The organism is Bacteroidia bacterium, from assembly GCA_040880525.1.
Taxonomy (GTDB): Bacteria; Bacteroidota; Bacteroidia; order CAILMK01; family JBBDIG01; genus JBBDIG01.
In genome coordinates, this window is sequence record JBBDIG010000003.1 from 1 (window position 1) to 20,060 (window position 20,060).

The following is a 20,060-nucleotide window of genomic DNA, read 5'->3' on the forward strand; positions in this document are numbered from 1 at the left end:
AAACAATACCTTTAACAAAATAAATGTAACTTTTTTCTAATCTGTTAAAGTAGAAATAATATGCATTTTTAAAATTTAATAGTGAAGATGCTTAAAGGCCAAAGTATGTATTCTGTCCCTTTTGGAAATTTTCATTTGGGAGACGCAACCCCATTTTCATCACGTACGTCAAATAGGTGTATGCGAAACTTCTTTCTTTATATCTTATTCCTGATGCCGGTGGCCGGAATATGCCAGCAGGTGGATATGAAGCAGTTCAGGCCGGAGGGTTATACGCTTACTCACCACGCTTATCTTCAGAAGCAGGACGACCAAAACCTGTTGATCGCTGCTACGGCCATACGCCATTCGGCCCTTGCTGATGAATGGCAACAGCCGGTGCTTATGAGCGTAAGCCAAAATGGTGAGGTAAACTGGGCCTGGTCTTACGAATATTATGGTGACAATTTCCAGGTAAGCGATCTGGAGGTGGGAGCCGATGGCACCATTTATATTGCAGGTGCAGGCAATCTTATCCGCGCCACTCCTCCTACTCCATTTTTAATTGCCACGACCGCCCAGGGAAAACTGAAGTGGTGCCGTTTTTACCTGGACCGGTTTAGCGAGGTGGAGGTGCGCGTGGAGAGCGCGGCCAATGGAAACCTTTACATGGGCATGGATGGGTCATTGGAATTGGCCAGGATCAACCCCGCCACTGGAAACCCGATATGGGTGAAGGATTATCCCTGTAACAGCGGAACGGTGGATATGAAGGAGTTTCTTGTGGGCAAGGATGGTTCCCTGATAGTCCTCGCTGAACTCGAAGATCCCAACCATCTTTTTCTGAAGCATCTCGTGATGAAAGTAAACCCTGATGGCTCCGTTTCAAAAGCCAGGATAATTTCAGTTGGCGATTATAATCATGCCCTGGACCTTACGATTACGCAGGACATGAAGGTGGTGATAACGGGGCAAGGCCAGGACTGGACCGAGTACTTGATGGCCCTGGATTGGGATCTTGAGGAAGTTTGGGTATCCAAACCTTTCGGCAACCAAACTTACTTTTCAAGCTATGTTGCCGCAACTATAGAAACCAGTGAAGGTGAACTTGTCACTTCAGGAACGATTCCTTACGATTTTGCACCTCATCCTCCGGGATTAACATTTTATTCGGTAAAGGAAGGAGAATTTCAACCGGGCAAGCAGAAGAGCAGTCGGTTGGGCAGTACTTACTTCGACCACCTTGGCGCAGAAATGGTGGCTGCGGAGGATGAGGTATTCCTGGCTGTGCTCTCCAAACCAAATTATATGAGCGAATGGGCCATCAGCCTCGGCAGTTTTTCCAATGACTTTCGCTTTTGCAGCGCAACCGATCCACTGTTGGTGCCACTGGAAGGATTAACCACCGCATGGACTGACTGCATCATGAATATTAATGACTTACCGGCTACAGCCGGTACTGAACTGATTCTGAATGAATTTGCGGTGACTGTGGTAGATTCGGCAATATGCGACTCATCACAGTTTCCCTGTGCTGTTGAAATTTCATTAGGCCCCGATACGACTATATGCGGGGGCAAAAGCCATTTGCTGAATCCCGTCTTGCCTGCTGGCTACAAGGCGTTGTGGAGCACAGGTGCCACTACTGATTCTATTCTTGTTACCGCTTCCGGAACCTACTCGGTAATGACGTGGGTGGACAATGCCTATGGCTGCGATACCCTTTATGACACAATTACGGTGATAATGCCGCCACTCCCGGAAGCCCGCTATAGTTTCACGCCCGAAATGCCGGAGCCTGGCGAGATAGTTCTGTTTACAGACGGTACAGCAGGGGCTGTCAGCCGCAAGTGGTATTTCGGGGATGGAGGCACCTCCATTGACAGCCTTGCCCGCTACTCCTATCCATTAGCCGGGGAATACAGGGTGAAGCTGGTGGTTGCCGACAGCTTTGGTTGCCATGACAGTGTGCTTTTTAAAATCCGTCCCTACGCATTCTCCTGGTTTATGCCCACTGCTTTTTCCCCCGACAATAATGAGGTGAATGAGGGCTTTGCACCGGTTGGTATTGGCATCAGCCGCTATGAACTTGAAATATTTAACCGGTGGGGCCAGCAGGTATTTTACGGCAATAACACTGCATTTGACGGTACGTCAGGGGATAATCCCCTGCCCGAAGGCGTTTACCTTTACAGGGTAAGAGTATGGGATGTATTTAATAAATGGGAAACCGCTTCGGGCAACGTCACGCTGGTGAGGTAAGCGCTTTTAATATTTTCTCTTACGTACGGGAGCGTGCCTTTCTGTACTTTGGAACTGGCGGGATCGAAAAGCTAATTTTCTAACGGAATCCATTTTCCTGTAACCGTTTCGCCATTTTTCAGGGTTACTTCCACCAATAGCAAACCTTGTGAATTTAAAGGGGCTTTAAACATTGTCTTGCCCTGCGGAATATCCTCCTTGTGCAGCATTTGGCCCTGAAGGTTGTAAACCCTCAACTGCCCTTTTGAAGGGGTATGAATCATTAAATGGTTAGCAAACTGCCGGATGACCTGATCATGCATTTCGTCAGCCAATCCAGAAGTTGCATCAGATACCTTCACCATCATAATGTCGAAATTATTAGTCTGAGACCAGCCGCCCCTGCCTGCGCCAATTACCGAGCCTTCGGTGGTAGCGGTTACTGCATGGCAGTGATTCACGGTCTGAAAGTCGCCAACCCCTTTTGTCCAGAGCGTATCTCCATTCTCATTCGTTTTGATGAAAAGGAATTCAAACCTCGTGGATGTTAGCCGATAGCCACCAATGATGTAATTTCCATCAGCCGTGCTCTTAATATCATTGCCTGACATCCCCTGTCCAAGGCCGAAGGATTTGTCCCAAATTAGTTCCCCGTCCGGATTCACTTTTATAAAAAATAATCCCTGGGGCCTCGGATCCAGATTGATGTAATTATTTACTCCGGTTAATACATAATTGCCATCATTGGTGGGTTCAATTGACCAGAACCAGTCCTGATCTTCAGATGAGCCGTACACCTGCCGCCACTGCTCTTTACCGTCCTTATCTACTTTTACAATCCATCCATCATCCAGCGAACCAGTTGCAAAAGACCAGGTTCCACCCGTAAATATATAACCGCCATCTGCGGCTTCAACAGCATCCCATGCATCATCCAGTTCAGTACCACCAAAGGTTTCATCCCACAGCAGGTTTCCAGCAGTATCAACCTTCAGCAGCCATGCATCCAGATTCCCTGCGCCTTTGCTGTCTGTAATTCCGGTGATCAGCAAATTGCCGTCACTAAGCTTGAGCAAGTGATGCCCTTCATCCCTGCCGGTGCCCCCAAAGTTTTTCCTCCAAAGCTCGTTTCCATTCTTGTCAGTCTTTATCAGCAATACATCCTGAGAGCCGTTGGCAGAATAACTTTGAGTATAGCCGGTTGCCATGTATGCGTCATCATATTCCACCACGGAGATCAGGACGTCATTCATTCCTCCGCCATATTGTTTTGTCCAGATGATCTCTCCATCCTTATCAGCCAACGTTAGAAATCCATTGTAGATGTAATTATTAGTGGTGTTCCGGACACTCAACCCTCCGGCAATCAACATATTCCCTTCTTTGGTTTCAATAATATCCTGGGCTGCGTCCATTCCGTCATCACCCCATTGAATATTAAAGGAGATATGCTGAGCTGCAGTGATTGAAGTACCAAAAATGCTGAGGGCCAATAAAAGCAGTACGTATGATCTCATGATTTATCTGATTTAATTATTAAAATGAATTGCAGATTTATAGCAATGAGAATTTACCTCAAAATATATTAGACCAGGCAGCTTAATTCATAGACAAACTGAATGAAAACACGCGCTTTTGCCGGTTGTCTACTGAAACCGGCCACTTGTCTATTGTAGACTGCGTTGCTCCATTTCTCAGCAGGATAATGCTAATTTGGCCGGGCAGCAATGAAACATTTATACTCCGGTAATTCACGATTTATTTGGCATGGCCTGGTGTGGAGCATTTATCTTGTGCCCATCGCAAACTGGCTGTTCAATCTGCTTCACTGGCAGGCGGCAGCCCTTGCCCTCGCGGGGCACGTCCTTCCTATAATGCTGCTGATTTACTTCAACCTTTATCAATTGCTTCCTAAATACCTGATTCATGAAAACCGGACAACTGCATATATCGTAAGGATTGTCCCTTTTCTCCTGCTTGTCTCGGCATTCGTCACTTTTTGGCAAATTTGGTCAATAAGCAATTATACATTTTCTGAAAATAGCGTTGCAGTTCTTTTTATTAAATGGGGCAAATCCTTGGTGGCTTTAACGGTTATGGTTGCTTTAACTTCAGGACTAAAGCTTGGGAAACAGTGGTGGCTTCAAAGAAAGCGGTTGAAGAATATAGAACTGGAAAAGGCCAAAGCCGAGGTAAAATTTCTGAGGGCACAGCTCAATCCTCATTTTCTTTTTAATACGCTAAATAATCTTTACGCCCTGGCGTTACAGCAGTCGGCCAAAACCCCGGACATGATCCTGAAGCTGGCCGGACTGATGGAATACATCATGTACAGCAGCCAACAAGAAAGTGTGTCACTTGAAAAAGAGATCAGTTTCCTTGAAAATTACATTGCACTGGAAAAGCTGAGATTGCCTGTTGATTCAAAAATCCGCTTCAACATTCAGGGAAAGATCAATGGGCAAGGCATTGCTCCGCTGTTATTTCTTCCTTTCGTGGAGAATGGCTTTAAGCACGGATTCACCGGCAACCGTGCAGGAAATTATTTGAAGATTGACATCCGGGTACAAGCAAAGAACCTGGAGTTCAGCATGGAAAACAAACTCCGCACTAACCTTAAAAATGGAAGTGGAATTGGTTTGGAGAATTCCACCAATCGTTTAAAGCTGATGTATCCGGAAAAGCATCATTTAAATATTAACCAGGAAAAAGAAACTTATAGGGTGGAGTTAAAACTAGAATTACGATGAAATGCCTGATCGTGGATGATGAGCCATTGGCTCGTGAAGTGGTCAAATCTTATATCGGCAAACTGCCGTTCCTGGAGTTTGTGGCAGAGTTTGCAACTGCTACCCATGCTATGGTTTACCTGCACCGTCATGAAGTTGACCTGATTTTCCTGGACATCCAAATGCCCGACATGAGCGGACTACAATTCCTGAACGCACTGCAAAAAAGACCCAAAGTAATCATGACCACGGCTTACCGGGAGTATGCTTTGGATGGCTTTAATTTAGGTGTGGTAGATTACCTGCTGAAGCCTATTCCCTTTGAAAGGTTTGCCAAAGCCGTAGAGAGAGCCGTGGCAAATACTGCGGTACCTGCACCTGTGCATGAAGCACCCAAAGTGCTGATGGTGCAAACCGGTAAAAAACTGGTGAAGCTGGAGCAGGAAGCCATTATCTATATTGAAGGAATGAAGGATTATGCCCGCCTTCATTTGCGCGACAAGCGGGTGATCACCAAACAAACGTTGATCAGTTTTGAGAGGGAACTTCCCATCCAATTTTGCAGGATACATAAATCCTACATTGCTAATCTTAACTTACTGGAAGAGATGGAAGGACGCCAATTAAAAGTTGCTGGCATAAATCTGCCTATTGGTAAAAGCTACCAGAAAGCACTTAAGGAAAAGATTGAGGGGCTGATGATTTGAGAATTCCGGGAATTAGTTAGAAAGTAAAGATCTCGCGGCTCTTGTGCTTATTCTAATTCGATCTGCCATTCCAATAGGTTCATCAGACCATATTTCTGTGCCAATACTGTCATTGTGCTTTCCGATTTAATGAACGAATTAAATTTCTCCCTTTCTCAGTTAAACGATATTGTTGATTACTGCTTTGGGGCTTATCTGGGATGGTTAGTTCGATGTATCCATCATCAATAGCAGGTTGCAAATATGTTGACCGAAAATGCTCCCTGTCTGAAAGTCCGGTTCTTTCTTGCAATTCTTGACGTTTATGCTCACGATCAAACACTTTCAATAGCACAATGACTTGCTGGGTGACTTGCGGGGTGACTTGCTGGGTGACCTTCTTGCCGATGGAGTTGCGTGTACGGGTAGCAAGTTTGTCTATCATCTGCTGCGGCTTAGGTATGCCCTCTTACTCTGAAAGCCAGCCAGGCATTCCACCGCGCTGCAAGGGTTGCGATAAATAATATCTTTGACGCCTCAATACAACCAAACAAACACGAGCTATGGCTGACATCAGGCAACGACTACAAAAGGAACTGGACGAGATAAAGGAAGCCGGACTATACAAATTCGAGCGCATCATCACTTCGGCACAAGGGGCGGAAATTTCGCTGACCGGTGGCAACAAGGTGATAAACTTCTGCGCCAACAACTACCTGGGCCTTAGCTCGCACGATGAAACACTGAATGGCGCGCACAAAACGCTGGATACCCGCGGGTTCGGCATGTCTTCCGTCCGGTTTATTTGTGGTACCCAGGACATACATAAAGAACTGGAGCAGAAGATTGCCGAATTTATGGGCACTGAGGATTCCATACTTTATGCTGCGGCTTTCGATGCAAATGGGGGCGTGTTCGAACCGCTTTTTGGAGAGGAGGACGCAATTATTTCGGACACGCTGAACCACGCCTCGATTATTGATGGCGTGCGGCTTTGCAAGGCTGCGCGTTTCCGCTACAAGCACAACGACATGGCCGACCTGGAAGAGCAGCTTAAGCAGGCTGCCAATGCCCGCCACCGCATTATCGTTACGGATGGCGTGTTCTCAATGGACGGCACCATTGCCCAGCTCGACAAGATTTGCGACCTGGCCAATAAATACGATTCGCTGGTGATGATTGACGAATGCCACGCCTCCGGCTTTATGGGAAAAACCGGTCGCGGCACGCACGAACACCGTGGGGTGGTTGGCCGCATTGACATTATTACCGGAACACTGGGCAAAGCACTTGGCGGTGCATCGGGCGGGTTTACCGCTGCCTCAAAGGAGATTGTGGAGATGCTGCGCCAGAAGTCGCGCCCATACCTCTTCAGCAACTCCCTAGCACCCTCCATCGTAGGCGCGTCCATTGCCGTGCTCGACATGCTGAGCAAAACCACTGACCTCCGCGACAAGCTCATGGAAAGCACCACCTACTTCCGCAAAGCAATGACCGATGCCGGTTTCGACATCAAGCCGGGCGAGCACCCCATCGTACCCGTCATGCTCTATGAGGCGCCCCTTGCACAAAAAATGGCCACCCGGCTACTGGAAGAAGGAATCTATGTCATCGGCTTCTTCTACCCCGTAGTGCCCAAAGGCCAGGCGCGCATCCGTGTACAACTTTCTGCCGCCCACGAGCAGGCACACCTGGACAAGGCGATCAAGGCTTTTACTAAGGTGGGGAAGGAGCTTGGGGTGATTAAGTAAATATTTCCCATTCCCGCTTTTTTCCTGACCAAGGATTCATCTAAAACCCCAGCCTATCACGCTGGGGTTTGCATTTAAGCCCCATTTCAAAAGCGGGTACTGCCAAGCTATAATACACCAATCTATTTCGGTGCAGTTAAAAGGTATCGCCACTGTTCTGGCACAACTCATCTTACCATTAATCCTCACAAAATCGTCACGCCCCGGTAACTTAATTATAACTTATTATAACGAATCTATCATATTGTAAATTAGTGTGTTATGTGGAGAACTAATATTGCCAGCGGATCCTTATGCTCGTATTATCAATTCAATTCACTTAAAAAGATTAACAATGAAAACTATCTTAAACGCAATGTTTCTGATGTGCCTGATGGCGCTCACAAGCTGCTCAGATGAAATGGTGCTGGACAATACTGCTGCAGACCCGGCCGACAAGAAAACGATGAAAGAGCGCGTGGTTGTGGCCAACCGTGCTTCCGGTGATATTTCCGTGATTGATGCCACGACCAATACCGTGATTGGAACCTACGCCATGCCTGACGGTGGCGAACCCATGTATGCCGTGCACATTCCACAGGCAAAGGCCGTTTTTGTGGGCGACCGTGCAAACGATCGGGTCGTGGCTTTTGATGAGGACGATTATTCCGTGAAAGGCACTGTGGATGCCGGGAGTGGCGTCTTTCACATGTGGGCCTCGCCAAACGGCAGCCAACTTTGGGTGAACAACGATATCGACAACACCACTACGATCATCAATCCGGCCTCCATGCGTGTAAAAGGCACGACACAAACCCCGGCAGATTTGGTGGACTTGGGCGGAAAGCCGCATGATGTGTTTGTGGATCCCGATAAAAAGCACGCCTACGTGAGCGTATTGGGCGTGAACGGCAGCAATGATTACATTGTGAAGTACAACACCAACCAATACCAAGAGGTAGACCGTGTGGCCGTGGGCAAAGACCCGCACCTCTTTGCCGATAATGTGAACAACCTGCTCTATGTGCCCTGCCAGGGAAGCAACTCCATTTACGTAATTGACCGCAGCAGCATGAGCGTGGTGCAAACGCTGCCCTTCAATGGTGCCCATGGCATCTTCATGCCCGGCAGTGGCCAGTACATCTATGTTGGTGATATTGGGGCCAGCCGCATTGGGACGTTCGAAACCAGCAGCCATACCCAAGTGGGAACCCCGGCCAACGCGCCTTTCCCCACGGCACATAATCTCACCGTCAATGCTGCCGAAGACAAGCTGTTTGTTACCCACTCTGGCGGAATGGCTGACCAAGTAACCATCTGGGCGCTCAACCACACCGCATCCTTTACAACCAGTGTTACCGTGGGCACCAATCCTTTCGGGCTGGTCTACTACCGGTACAGATAAATCACATCTTAATTTCTGCTTTTTTATTCCAACCCGTGGGCCAAGAGGTTCTCTGGGTTGGAATTTTTTTGTGATTAAAGGTTAAGGATTTCCCGTTAAGCCTTCTTGCTTTTTCTTGCTTTCCTCTTGCGCTGGTAAGTGTTAGTCTTCTCATCCAAATGGATAAAGTTAACCCCATCAATGCTGACCGTAGAGATTGTGCCAGCCTCAATCAATCTGTATACGTGCATACGGGAAAGCTCCTGTTCCTTAGCAAAATTGGTAATCGTACGAAGCTTGGTGGTCTCAATTTTCATTTCTTCAAATAATTTCCCTTGCCAGGAAATAAATTTCTAACTCCACCTATAGGATTTTCCACATCTCCTGCGTAGCGGGGAATTAAATGAATATGCGCATGAGGAATCGTTTGTCCAGCAGTTTCACCAATATTTATTCCTACATTAAACCCCTCTGGCGAAAAACATTCTTGTAAAATTTGCTTCGTTCTATTTAAAGCTAAATTACAGGCAAAATGCGTGTGGGTTGAAAGCTGAAAGTAATCTGGTTTGTGTTGCTTTGGAATAATAAGCGCATGACCTGTGGATACAGGATACTTATCAAGAATTGCATAAGCAGTGGCTGACTCCGTTATCAGCTCCCGTGAAGCCTCTGGGGCACAAAATGGACATTCATTATTTCTTTGAAATTGATTAAAATGCCTGTATTCATAAATTTCACAAAAATCATTAATTAGAATGCTTTTATAGGGAAGCTTTACGAGGCATTGATAAGTCGGCTTTTTATGCTCCTTGTGAATCCTGATTCCTTCATGTCTGATATCCCGCCTAACGGTTAAATATGCCCTTCCGGTGGGTTTCAGCAATTCCGAAATCTGCATCAGAATCTGGGATTGTTCCTTCGGTTCCACAACGTTTAATACATAATGACAAATTATTGTATCAAATTTAACTTTGGGTATTTCGGGTTGATAATAATTGTCATATTCCTGAACATTAAAGCCTTTGCTTTTTAGAAATTTTCCATCAGCGCCATAGCCGGAACCGAAATCAAGAATTTCCCCATTTAACAATTTTTCCCGAAACAGATGCTTGGTAGGCCAGGAAGGAGAAGTGCGTTCTTTGGCCGTGAGATGTGGAAAATGCTTAGCCATTTATTTTATGAAATTTCTCCTGATGCATTTCCAAATATTGTTTTTCAGGCCAAAACTCCTTTGCTGCTGGTAGTTTGATTTTAATATTATGGAATTGTTGGAGGTTAAATACAGAGGATGAATTCTCCCTAATATGGGGCGAAACTTTGACTCTGTAATCATTTTCAATAGTGATGAAGTGATTGTCATACGCACGGTGGAGATTGGGTGCCAGCGCTATTCCGTTCGTAACGATGTCTTTCTCAGATTTACTGAATTGAAAAATGTGGCAGGCTTCAAGGAGGCAAATATTGCCGATGGATAGCGCCATGCCTGATACCGGACAGGCATAATTATAAAGCTTAAGCACCTCTTTCCTAAACATGGAATTGCGGATGGGTACCAGCCTGGGATTTTTGTTTACTACGCCATATTTAACTTCTCTTTCTAAATCAATGATAAGCTGTTTGGACATATCATCGGGAGTAAAATATTGCGCACTTTCCGCCTCGAAGTAGCATTGCAAAATCCGGTGTTTCAGATATAAGAGATTAATTTCTGATTTAAGCAGATCAAAAAGTTCATCGTTTAAATAGGCATATTCAATATGCTGATTAAGATTCTTTATGCTCGTATTTCTTTTAACATTTTCTGCATCCGCATTTTTGATCCATTTCAGATAATAAAAAGGTTCGTTACTCAGATGATAGAAGGGTTTGCCAATATCGCCCTGGTTGCTCCTGACGCGAAACCGCTTATAGTATTCCTTGAATTTCTGAATGAGGGCTTCATTCAAGGGGATTTTATTTTCCGTTATTGATCCGTCATAGATGAGATCAAAAATAGCCAAGACCAGGATTGGCTTATGGGGAGCCATGTGTGAATCTCCTCTTTGGAGATTGAACAGTTCGGTTTCAAATTTTATCAGGTCATCCATTTCGGAGGTAAATATAGAAGTTTGCTGTGATTTAAGCCATGCGAATATCCCATCTCACTTCCTTTACCTATTCACTCTTTCCGAAACAGCTTGCCTGGCTGGCGGATTTTCAGGAACCAACAGCCGAAGAAGTGCTGACCAAGATTGACCCGTGAATAGCCTTTCTTTACCGATACGATAAAGCAAATGATGCTGACAACAGGGCGTTTGATGACGTGCGCCAGAAAACGGAGATCACAAAGCCATTGGCGGTATGACCGCGTCATTTTCACAGACGGTGACGATGAATCCTGCTATAATATTTATCAGAATCAGGAAACAGCACAATATTGAAGGTGTTAACACTCCCCAATACGTTTTCCGGGCCATCTTTATGAAAGCAGATGGGTTTATAGCTTCGAAAGATAGTTCGCAGCTATACTGGAAAGTTGCTTCTGAACGAGACAGAAAGCATGCGCGGGTTGTGACGGAGGTGAAGCTACCAGGGCATCCTCTCATTAGCGGGGAGAGTAAAAGCTGGAAGGCTGTAAAAAAGTTATCAAGAGATCTGTAAAATCTTTTGGAGAAATGTTTAGATTTGCCACATTCATGCAATAATATCTTTCAAAAAAACAGAATTATGAAGAGTTTAAACTTGACCCTTATTTGTGTTTTATCCGTAATAATTTCAGGCTGTGCTTCTATCCTGAATCCTAAGATGCAAACTGTAACGGTTCATACCGGTCATGAAGAGACCAAGGTTTATGTATATGATGAAATGGCAGCTACCGGTGATGAGGTTCTCATTAAGCTGGAGCGGAACGCAGCGCCCAAGCAGTTAAAATTTGAACGGGACGGCTACAAGCCTGAGTATTTTGTAGTTCATCAAAATAAGAAATCACCCTTGTATCTCCTGTCCGTAGTTCCTTTTGGGGTGCTTATATATCCCATGTTCTACGATATAGGTCGCAAAGCTTTTAACTATGATAAATTAATTGCTCCTACGTATACACCCGTAGAGATCAGGAAGAGACAGGAAAACGAAAAATATATTTACCTAAGTACCACTGCCTTAAATGTGCCGAAAGAAAAATTCAGAATTGAGAATGTTGGTTACCGTCAATACATCAAAAATAAATCTGCCAGATCAAGTGATTATGGTACCGAGGATATAAGCATGGAGAACTCCATTTTTTCTGATATGCTCAATGATATACTGAAGTCTAATGGATACGTGGATACTGTTGAAAGTATTTACAGGGGCAAAAACAATACATTGTATGTAAATGCAGAGGTCACCGACATTACCTTCAGAAAGATTCGGACTTACACCGGTTCCCACTATTTCAATTTCTTTATTGTTACAGAAGCCACGACAACCTGGGAGGTACTGGACGTATACAAGCAGCCTCAGTACAAGACCGCCATCACAACAAGCTCCGGGGAGTTCAGCAGCAACTATGGAAAAAAAGACAATGAATTTATTGTAAAATCAATGGAAGATGCTATTACAGCCTCATTTTTTCAATTGCTTCAGGACGCTGAAGTAAGGGAAATCCTAAAGGTTGGGGACGCCAATATAGAAATGGAAAATATTTCATTAAAGAGGCCTTCCACAACACAAACGCTTCAGGATGCTATGGCTGCAACGGTCACCATTGTTCATGATGATGGGCATGGTAGCGGCTGTGTGATAACTAGTGATGGTTATGTTTTGACAAACTATCACGTGGTTGCAGGCCATGATAAAGCTAAGGTTGTACTGAATGATGGCAGTGAAGTGGACTATGAGCTGATCCGTTATAATGACCAGGCAGATCTTGCTCTAATCAAAATCGACAAAAAGTTTTCCCGGGCTTTTGATCTTTCGAATAATAGCTCATATTTAATCGGTAACGAAATATACGCAATTGGCACCCCTAATTCTGTTGAGCTCGGTCAGACGCTGAGTAAGGGGATCATTTCCGGTATTCGTAAAAAGGAAGGAGTGGAATGGATTCAAACAGATGCCAGTGTGAATCCTGGAAACAGCGGTGGTCCCCTTGTAACAAAGGATGGAAGACTTATCGGAGTAGTGAATTCCAAGTTGGTGGGATTTGGAATAGAAGGAATAGCCTTTAGCATTCCGGCTAAACAGGTTTCTGAATACCTGTTCCTGGATTTTAAATAAAAAAGTAATTTTTAATATATTAAGAACCGATTTTGTTTAAGGGATTGCAAAATGCCCTTGATATATACAATGGGTTGATAATGTCCAAGTAAACATGTAATAGTTCCCATGCAACATCAGGAGCATATTATTTGATGAATGCTCAAATTAATGTTTAATTGATTTTTTAATACTGCCAGTACCGGATGAACTGCACTTGGAGAATGCTGTGCGGGAATATCATATTCCTATTTCAAGTATAGTTAGGAATTAAGGCAGGTAAGATAGGTTGTAATGCATTGGTCCCCAGTGTCAATAGCGACTATTGCACATGGCTCAAAACCAGGTGTTGGGAATTGAGGTTTATTGGGCTCAAAGGTTCTCAAACCTGCCGGAAGTTCACACTAAAACAAATTACCCGTGATGAAAAATGTATCTTTGGAGATATAGGAATTAAAATATGTTTGGTTATTATTTCTTTGTTGCCAAGAACTTTTAAAATTCTTTTACGAGTAGCCTCTTCTCTATTTGAGCAACTCAATCTGGGTGCTCTTTCCACTTCCGTCTACGCCTTCGATTATGATAATGAGAGATTTATCTGTCATTTTGCAAACTTAAATCAGGATTTCTGATCGGTGCTAAAAACATTCATTGTCAAAATAAACATTTGTATTTTAACAAAGAACAGTTTTCCTGAAGGTGAAAATTGTAATTATCCGTAATACACCTTCTGCCTTTCCTTCACATACTTAACAATATCATCCACGTTCTCGGCAATTTCCGGGGGCATTTTCAGGAGGTTGGGCTGGTTGCCGCCCATCAGTTTTAGTAGCGCATAGTACACTGGCGATATTTGATCCTTCAATTGAACCATGAATTCACCTTGTTCAAAATGGGCTTTGAGAAGGTTATACTGGTTGTGTACCAATAGCTCGGTGGTATAATCTTGAAGGAGCCGAATGTTGTCATCCAATAATTTAGTGAGGATTAGATCGTGATTCTTCCGAAACGCTTCCATGCTCCCTTGCCAAAGCAGGATGAGGTTTTCTTTGTAATCGAATAAGACGCTTTCCGGAAGATTTCTAATCGCGTTGGAAATGAGCTTTATTGCCTTGTCTCCTTTAATATTCTTGGAATAGTAGTGGTTAGCCAAGATGTACATGGAATGGGGGTGTTTTCGTTTCACTGCTTTAAGGTACATTGTCTCCGCTTCCTCAAATTTGTCTTGCTGCATGTGAGCCTCCCCAAGAGCAGTAAATTTATGGGTTCCGTCTTGCTCTACGGAAAGCAGTAGATTTTCCATTTCCTGCCATTTACCTTCTACTGCCAATGCATTGCATCGTTCAAGAATTTTCAGAAAAGACGCTGGTAATTCCTGCAACCAATCCGCATTCAGGTTCAGATCCTGTGCTCTCGCTAAAAGCTCTTCCCGCTCTTTTAAAGAAATTTGCTTGTTATGGATTGACGCCTTTGTCATGCTTGCTGCGTAATCCCCTTTCACTGTTCTTGTTTTCAGCGTGTTCATGAACTCCCGATAAACATGCTTTATCTCATCCTGATCGTACCAATTTTCCACGAATTCGGTAAGATATTTCACCTCCCGCTTCTGCCGTGGCCCGCCCTGGGTCATGAGCAGCCACAGGTTGAAGAACCTTTCTTCCAACCGATAGAGTAGGTTTTTGGATCCGGTCTGCACTTTTTCCACTATCCGCGATTTTACCAACTGGCTGAGTTGGGCCGAGACGGTTTTACCGGGCATTTTGCATACTTCAATCAGCTTTTCAATAGGCGCGGCTTCCCAGAAAAAGGAGAGTTCCAGCAAGATTTTTTGCTGTTGTTGGGAGAGTTGAAGTAGCCGTTCCTGATAAACAGGCGTGGCGTGATCAATTATTTTCCGCATGTAATCGTAGCCATTTTGCCTGGGGCGGTTCAGCAGCATCTCCACAAAAAGGAGCATGGTTCGGGGTGTCCCGTCCGTCAACATGCGAATGGCCTGTAACTTTCCGGGGTTTTTCTTCACGAAGGCATTGATATCGGGTAGGTTTTTTTGTTGACCCCAATGGTTCAGCAGGTTTTTAATTTCCTCAATAGTCAATGGCTCCAGTCGCTTTATGGAGAAAAATTGGTAGAAAGGCATATCATGTCGCCAGTAATCTTCTGACATCACAGTACTGCCGCCAATAATACGGACCAAATTATAATTCATCAATTGTTCACGAAGCAAGCTTGTATCTCCGCCCTTTCCGGCTGTAATCGTTTTAAAAATGCGGTCAATATTGTCCACTAAAAGTATCAGGCGTTTTCCTACCTTATCGAGGCATTGCTGGATTTCACCATAAAGCACCCTCGTGTACGCTTTCATGTCATCTTCGTATTCCAACCACGAAGGAGTTTCAATTTCCAACCCCTGCGCTTGCAAGTCCCGGATTACGTAGTCCCAAAAGTCATAGAGCTTATAAATCCCAGCCTGTTCTTCACTGAGGTTTGTTACGAGGTAATCCTGTTTAAACTTGGGGGTGGTAGAGATTTCTGCCTGTATCCTCCTTAAGAGGGTGGACTTTCCGCTTCCCCTTCGCCCGATAAAAACATAATGCTGGAATGAGTCGCCACTGGTGGTGGAACGGATGTCCTCCATAACCCGCTGGAATTCTTTGGTTCTGACTACAAAGTTGTTGATCACTTCCTCATCGGAGAGGTTGGCCGACTGGTATTGCGCCTGATACTGAATCATGAGATCAGGATTTAGGATTAATGAGCGGATGGCGGTTTTTCCACCAGTCCTGTAATAACGGGGAAATAAACTTTAGACTATTGCCTTCCTGAAGCAGGTAGCCATCGTTAATGAGCACATCGTCAATTTTGGCTTTGTAGCTAATTTCTTTTCTGTGTTTCAGGCCGATATCGTAAGCCTCCTGAATGCTTAGGGAGCCATTGTGGGCACATTTAGAAAGTATTTCTACATAGAAAGAATAGTCCTCATCAAAAAATACCCGTAGCCGGTAGTCCCAGTCATCAAAATGCTCATGTTGCGTGAGTAGATAGTCCCACGCTTTATCAATATCTGAGGGCTCCAGGTTTAGGCGACCTTCTTTGTGTAACATATCGTTGCACTGCTCAATGATCAATTGAATAAAGTATGGGAGCGGACGGTTCAGCTTTTTGATCAGGTAATCCCTTGTGTTCTGGTTCATTTGCAAAGTAGCCCCTTTCAACAAGAAAGAAATGAACTCATTGGGTTCCTCTCCTTCCAGCGGGGTGACATCAATTTTGCGGTACACATTAATCACCACCGTGCGATCCACCTTCTTTACGATATGGTCGAGGCCGATGGATCCTGCCAGCACCAAGGTAAAATGACCCTTGAAGTCATCATTGTGGGTCAGGCTCCTCAAAGTCTGAAGAACATCCCTTGCCACTTCGGAACCTTCTCTTTGTGTTATGCCGTGGATCACATCCGGGAATTCATCCAGGAGCAGTACGATCTTCACCTCACTCTCTTTAAGTTCTGGCAGAAGGGCTAAAAACCTTTGTTTATTGTCACCGTCCTTCTGACTAATTTTAAGACCGGTGGTTCCAACCTCGGAAATTCCATGTTCGGTAATCCAATTGGTGAACTTCGCTTTGAAAGCCTGCATCCCACTAAGTTCCTTAAGGAGAAGGTGCAATAACCTTCCATAGAATTCCTGGGCCTTATCATCCGAACTTATGTTTTGATAGATGCACCGATAACCCTTTTGCGGATGTCGGGCAATCGCCTTCATTACGGAGGTTTTTCCTAACCGCCTTGGCGCATTAAAACGGATATGATTACCTTTATCAATCTCCCGCCAAATAGCTTCTTCAATGGATTTTCGGGGGAAATACCGACCGCCTTCCGCTGTACCTCCTGTGATGGTTCTTGGGTGCTTCCAGTTGTGCGACATGACTATAAATTTTTTGTCAAAGATATATAACAATATTTTTATAGTCAATAATAGTTCACAATTTTTTCATTGTCAAACTTGTTTCGTCCCGTCTCAATCTTCCAGCGTACTCGTATCCCCCACCTCTGTTCCCATTTCCTTTGCTTTTAGGACTCTGCGCATGATCTTGCCGCTGCGGGTTTTGGGCAGTTTGTCTACGAATTCAATTTCATCGGGGATGGCGATGCTGCCGAGTTCCTTGCGCACGGCATCCTTTATCGCCTGGACGAGGTTATCGCTGGTTTCATAGCCGTCTTTGATGATAATGAAGGCTTTGATGCTTTGGCCTTTAACATCGTGTGGCTTGGGGATTACTGCACCTTCGGCCACGGCTTTGTGGGTGATGAGCGCACTTTCCACTTCTGCCGTTCCTATCCTGTGGCCTGAGACATTGATCACGTCATCTGCCCGGCCCAGGATCATAATGTTGCCTTCGCGGTCTTTGGTCGCCAGGTCGCCCGGCATGTACATGCCTTCAATCTGGTTCCAGTAGAAGCGAAACCGTTCAGGTTCTCCCCAGCAGGTGCGGAGGGCGGAGGGCCAGGGCTCGCGGATGGCAAGCAATCCCACCGTATCAGGTTCCACCGGTTCTCCTTTGCGGTTTACAACATCAGCCTGCACGCCAAAGAATGGCTTGCCTGCTTTCCCGGGAATCTGCGTCATGCTTGGCAGGGTGACGATCATGTGGCCGCCTGTTTCGGTTTGCCACCAGGTATCAACCACAGCGCATTTCTTTCTTCCTATATGGTCATGGTACCATATCCAGGCTTCTGGGTTGATGGGTTCGCCCACGCTGCCCAACACTCTCAGCGATGATAGGTCATATTTTGCAGGCCATTCATTGCCAAGCTTCATAAACAGGCGAATGGCAGTGGGTGCAGTATAAAATGCCGTCACTTTGTATTTATCTACAAGGCTCCACCAGCGCCCTGAATCAGGATAGGTAGGCGCTCCTTCGGCAATCACAGAGGTGGTGCCGACTGAAAGCGGCCCGTAAATAATATAGCTGTGGCCGGTAATCCAGCCGGCATCGGCCGTACACCAGAAAATATCATCATCATGCAGGTTAAAGGAAATCTGGGTGGTATAATGCGTAAAGAGGTTGTATCCACCGGTAGTATGCAATACTCCTTTGGGCTTGCCGGTAGTGCCGCTGGTATAGAGAATGAAGAGCGGGTCTTCTGAATCCATTGGCTCGGCAGGGCAATCCGCTGATTGCTTTTTGAGCAGGTTGTTGAAATCCACTTCGCGGGCTTTCATTTCAAGGTTGTCTCCCGTGCGCTGGGCCACCACAATATTTTTCACGATGTCCAATCCATCCACGGCCTCATCCACAATTTCCTTGAGGTCAAGCTTTTTGCCTCTGCGCTTTGTATATGTTGCACAAATCACTGTTTCACAATCAGCATCTTCAATACGGAGGCGAAGCGCCTGGGCACTGAAACCCGCATAAACCACAGAGTGGATCGCACCTATTCTCGCACAAGCAAGGATCGCCACCACCTGCTCCACCATCATTGGCATGTAAATGCTCACCCGATCGCCCTTTTTTACGCCCAGAGATTTCAGTCCGTTGGCGCAGCGGCTCACTTGCTCTAGCAGTTGGGCGTAGGTAATGGTTTCTTCCTCATTATCTTCATTTATATAATGAAATGCGATCCGGTGGCCACGTCCATTATTCACGTGCCGGTCAAGGCAGTTGTAGGTAATATTCAGCTTGCCGTTGATGAACCATTTGTACTCGTATTTTTCCCGGTTCCATTCGCGCACCTTGTCCCATTTTTGAAACCAATGAAGTTCCTGTTCAGCAATTTCTCCCCAAAAGCCTTCAGGATCTTTGATGGAACGAGCATACATTTTTTGGTAATCCTCTGCGCTTATCCAAGCATTATCCTTCACCCGGGCAGGAGGATCGAAACTTTGACTAGCTTTTGATAGTATCTGATCTTCGTTTGATGACATGGGTCTTTTATTTTTTAATTGGTGGTGAGCAAATCTAAATAAATGAATCGCGGGATAAAACCCTGAAGCAAGATTTGAAGGTAAAACCGGAGATAGTCAGAATGCAAAGTATCAGATTTTTATGCCTTGCAAAGTGGTAATGGTTTCATCCAGCATTTCATCCGATATATCCAGGTGAGTAACGAATCGCACCAACTGTTTTCCAAACCCGGCAGCTTTGACGCCTGTCTTTTCCAGGTTTTCCAGGTAGGTTTCTACCGGAATATTTTCATCCAGGCGCATCACTACAATATTTGTTTGTTGCGGATATACTTCCACAACATAAGGCAATGCGGCAGCGGCCTCCGCAAGCTTGTGCGCTCGGGCATGATCCTCCTCGAGGCGGCTGACATTATGATCCAGGGCAAAAATTCCGGCAGCAGCCAAAAAACCGGCCTGTCGCATTCCTCCGCCCATCACTTTGCGCCTGCGCTTTGCTTCATGGATAAATTTCGCGGACCCGAGGATAAGAGATCCTGCCGGTGCGCCCAGTCCTTTGCTAAGGCAAATGGATATGCTGTCAAACAGGCTTCCGTACAATTGAGGCTCCTCCTCTGTAACTGCCAACGCGTTAAATATTCGCGCTCCATCCAGATGCAATTTGAGCCCGTGAGCATCGCAAACGTTTCTAATCCCTTTGATTTCATTTAAAGCCCAAATGCAGCCCCCGCCTTTATTCGCTGTGTTTTCAATCGTAACAAGACGCGTTCGGGAGAAATGGACATTTTCAGCATTTATGGCTTCCGTGAGTTGATTTGCCGTAAACCTGCCGCGGTCACCTTGTAGCAACCGGACAGAACAACCAGAATTAAAGGCGATTCCGCCACCTTCAAAGAGATAAACGTGAGCCGACTGATCGCACACTACTTCTTCGCCCGGCCGTGTATGTACATTGATGCTGATCTGATTGGTCATCGTGCCGCTGGGGCAAAATAGTCCTGCCTCTTTGCCGAAGAGAGTAGCGGCTTTTTCCTGCAACCGCTTCACTGTAGGGTCCTCATCAAATACATCATCCCCAACTACTGCACGCATCATCGCCTCCAGCATCTCAGCAGAAGGAACTGTAACCGTATCGCTTCGGAGATCAATTGTTTGCTTCATCGGGTTTTAATATTAAAAATTCGATTTTTCGT

At 45.3% G+C, this 20,060-nt stretch carries 14 protein-coding genes; 6 read left to right on the top strand and 8 right to left on the bottom strand.

Annotation, left to right across the window (positions count from 1 at the left end):
• Positions 1-180: 180 nt before the first annotated feature.
• Entirely contained in the window at positions 181-2,241 is a 2,061-nt protein-coding gene (locus tag WD077_00440) for a gliding motility-associated C-terminal domain-containing protein (GenBank protein MEX0965678.1), read from the top strand.
• A gap of 71 nt (positions 2,242-2,312) precedes the next feature.
• On the opposite strand, the gene WD077_00445 is transcribed toward WD077_00440, so the two are convergent.
• Positions 2,313-3,737 carry a hypothetical protein gene (locus tag WD077_00445; protein MEX0965679.1) on the bottom strand — a complete coding sequence of 475 codons (1,425 nt, stop codon included), beginning with the start codon at positions 3,735-3,737 and terminating at the stop codon, positions 2,313-2,315.
• Positions 3,738-3,947: 210 nt separating this feature from the next.
• Between WD077_00445 and WD077_00450 the strand changes: the two genes are divergently transcribed.
• Positions 3,948-4,970, top strand: a complete 1,023-nt coding sequence (locus WD077_00450; GenBank protein ID MEX0965680.1) for a histidine kinase — start codon at positions 3,948-3,950, stop codon at positions 4,968-4,970.
• A complete protein-coding gene (locus tag WD077_00455; GenBank protein ID MEX0965681.1) occupies positions 4,967-5,656 on the top strand; it encodes a LytTR family DNA-binding domain-containing protein in 690 nt (229 codons plus the stop codon). Before WD077_00450 ends, WD077_00455 begins: the two co-directional genes overlap by 4 nt.
• 109 nt (positions 5,657-5,765) lie before the next feature.
• Here WD077_00455 and WD077_00460 read toward each other — a convergent pair whose 3' ends face one another.
• Positions 5,766-6,080 carry a hypothetical protein gene (locus tag WD077_00460; GenBank protein ID MEX0965682.1) on the bottom strand — a complete coding sequence of 105 codons (315 nt, stop codon included), beginning with the start codon at positions 6,078-6,080 and terminating at the stop codon, positions 5,766-5,768.
• Positions 6,081-6,198: 118 nt separating this feature from the next.
• Between WD077_00460 and kbl the strand changes: the two genes are divergently transcribed.
• Together kbl and WD077_00470 are read left to right on the top strand one after the other, a co-directional pair.
• The gene (kbl, locus tag WD077_00465; GenBank protein ID MEX0965683.1) at positions 6,199-7,386 is read left to right on the top strand and encodes a glycine C-acetyltransferase; all 1,188 of its coding nucleotides are present in this window, start codon (positions 6,199-6,201) and stop codon (positions 7,384-7,386) included.
• A gap of 334 nt (positions 7,387-7,720) precedes the next feature.
• Complete coding sequence (locus WD077_00470) at positions 7,721-8,770, top strand: YncE family protein (GenBank protein ID MEX0965684.1); 1,050 nt, start codon at positions 7,721-7,723, stop codon at positions 8,768-8,770.
• A 292-nt stretch (positions 8,771-9,062) separates the two neighbouring features.
• Here WD077_00470 and WD077_00475 read toward each other — a convergent pair whose 3' ends face one another.
• Complete coding sequence (locus WD077_00475) at positions 9,063-9,920, bottom strand: bifunctional class I SAM-dependent methyltransferase/HIT family protein (protein MEX0965685.1); 858 nt, start codon at positions 9,918-9,920, stop codon at positions 9,063-9,065.
• Positions 9,913-10,836 carry an HNH endonuclease gene (locus WD077_00480; GenBank protein MEX0965686.1) on the bottom strand — a complete coding sequence of 308 codons (924 nt, stop codon included), beginning with the start codon at positions 10,834-10,836 and terminating at the stop codon, positions 9,913-9,915. The genes WD077_00475 and WD077_00480 overlap by 8 nt, the downstream gene beginning before the upstream one ends.
• A 619-nt stretch (positions 10,837-11,455) precedes the next feature.
• Between WD077_00480 and WD077_00485 the strand changes: the two genes are divergently transcribed.
• Positions 11,456-12,985, top strand: a complete 1,530-nt coding sequence (locus tag WD077_00485; GenBank protein MEX0965687.1) for a trypsin-like peptidase domain-containing protein — start codon at positions 11,456-11,458, stop codon at positions 12,983-12,985.
• A gap of 691 nt (positions 12,986-13,676) precedes the next feature.
• Here WD077_00485 and WD077_00490 read toward each other — a convergent pair.
• The 4 genes from WD077_00490 to WD077_00505 form a co-directional block, all read right to left on the bottom strand.
• The gene (locus WD077_00490; GenBank protein MEX0965688.1) at positions 13,677-15,695 is read right to left on the bottom strand and encodes an ATP-binding protein; all 2,019 of its coding nucleotides are present in this window, start codon (positions 15,693-15,695) and stop codon (positions 13,677-13,679) included.
• A gap of 4 nt (positions 15,696-15,699) precedes the next feature.
• Entirely contained in the window at positions 15,700-16,887 is a 1,188-nt protein-coding gene (locus WD077_00495) for an AAA-like domain-containing protein (GenBank protein ID MEX0965689.1), read from the bottom strand.
• Between the two features lie 93 nt (positions 16,888-16,980).
• The gene (gene acs, locus WD077_00500) at positions 16,981-18,888 is read right to left on the bottom strand and encodes an acetate--CoA ligase (protein MEX0965690.1); all 1,908 of its coding nucleotides are present in this window, start codon (positions 18,886-18,888) and stop codon (positions 16,981-16,983) included.
• A gap of 111 nt (positions 18,889-18,999) precedes the next feature.
• Positions 19,000-20,028, bottom strand: a complete 1,029-nt coding sequence (locus WD077_00505; GenBank protein MEX0965691.1) for a GntG family PLP-dependent aldolase — start codon at positions 20,026-20,028, stop codon at positions 19,000-19,002.
• Positions 20,029-20,060 lie beyond the last annotated feature (32 nt).

Excerpts from the sequence above, each read along its gene's own strand:
- WD077_00440 (MEX0965678.1), top strand. The coding sequence starts at position 181 with ATGCGAAACTTCTTTCTTTATATCTTATTCCTGATGCCGGTGGCCGGA.
- WD077_00445 (MEX0965679.1), bottom strand. The coding sequence starts at position 3,737 with ATGAGATCATACGTACTGCTTTTATTGGCCCTCAGCATTTTTGGTACT.
- WD077_00450 (MEX0965680.1), top strand. The coding sequence starts at position 3,948 with ATGAAACATTTATACTCCGGTAATTCACGATTTATTTGGCATGGCCTG.
- WD077_00455 (MEX0965681.1), top strand. The coding sequence starts at position 4,967 with ATGAAATGCCTGATCGTGGATGATGAGCCATTGGCTCGTGAAGTGGTC.
- WD077_00460 (MEX0965682.1), bottom strand. The coding sequence starts at position 6,080 with ATGATAGACAAACTTGCTACCCGTACACGCAACTCCATCGGCAAGAAG.
- kbl (MEX0965683.1), top strand. The coding sequence starts at position 6,199 with ATGGCTGACATCAGGCAACGACTACAAAAGGAACTGGACGAGATAAAG.
- WD077_00470 (MEX0965684.1), top strand. The coding sequence starts at position 7,721 with ATGAAAACTATCTTAAACGCAATGTTTCTGATGTGCCTGATGGCGCTC.
- WD077_00475 (MEX0965685.1), bottom strand. The coding sequence starts at position 9,920 with ATGGCTAAGCATTTTCCACATCTCACGGCCAAAGAACGCACTTCTCCT.
- WD077_00480 (MEX0965686.1), bottom strand. The coding sequence starts at position 10,836 with ATGGATGACCTGATAAAATTTGAAACCGAACTGTTCAATCTCCAAAGA.
- WD077_00485 (MEX0965687.1), top strand. The coding sequence starts at position 11,456 with ATGAAGAGTTTAAACTTGACCCTTATTTGTGTTTTATCCGTAATAATT.
- WD077_00490 (MEX0965688.1), bottom strand. The coding sequence starts at position 15,695 with ATGATTCAGTATCAGGCGCAATACCAGTCGGCCAACCTCTCCGATGAG.
- WD077_00495 (MEX0965689.1), bottom strand. The coding sequence starts at position 16,887 with ATGTCGCACAACTGGAAGCACCCAAGAACCATCACAGGAGGTACAGCG.
- acs (MEX0965690.1), bottom strand. The coding sequence starts at position 18,888 with ATGTCATCAAACGAAGATCAGATACTATCAAAAGCTAGTCAAAGTTTC.
- WD077_00505 (MEX0965691.1), bottom strand. The coding sequence starts at position 20,028 with ATGAAGCAAACAATTGATCTCCGAAGCGATACGGTTACAGTTCCTTCT.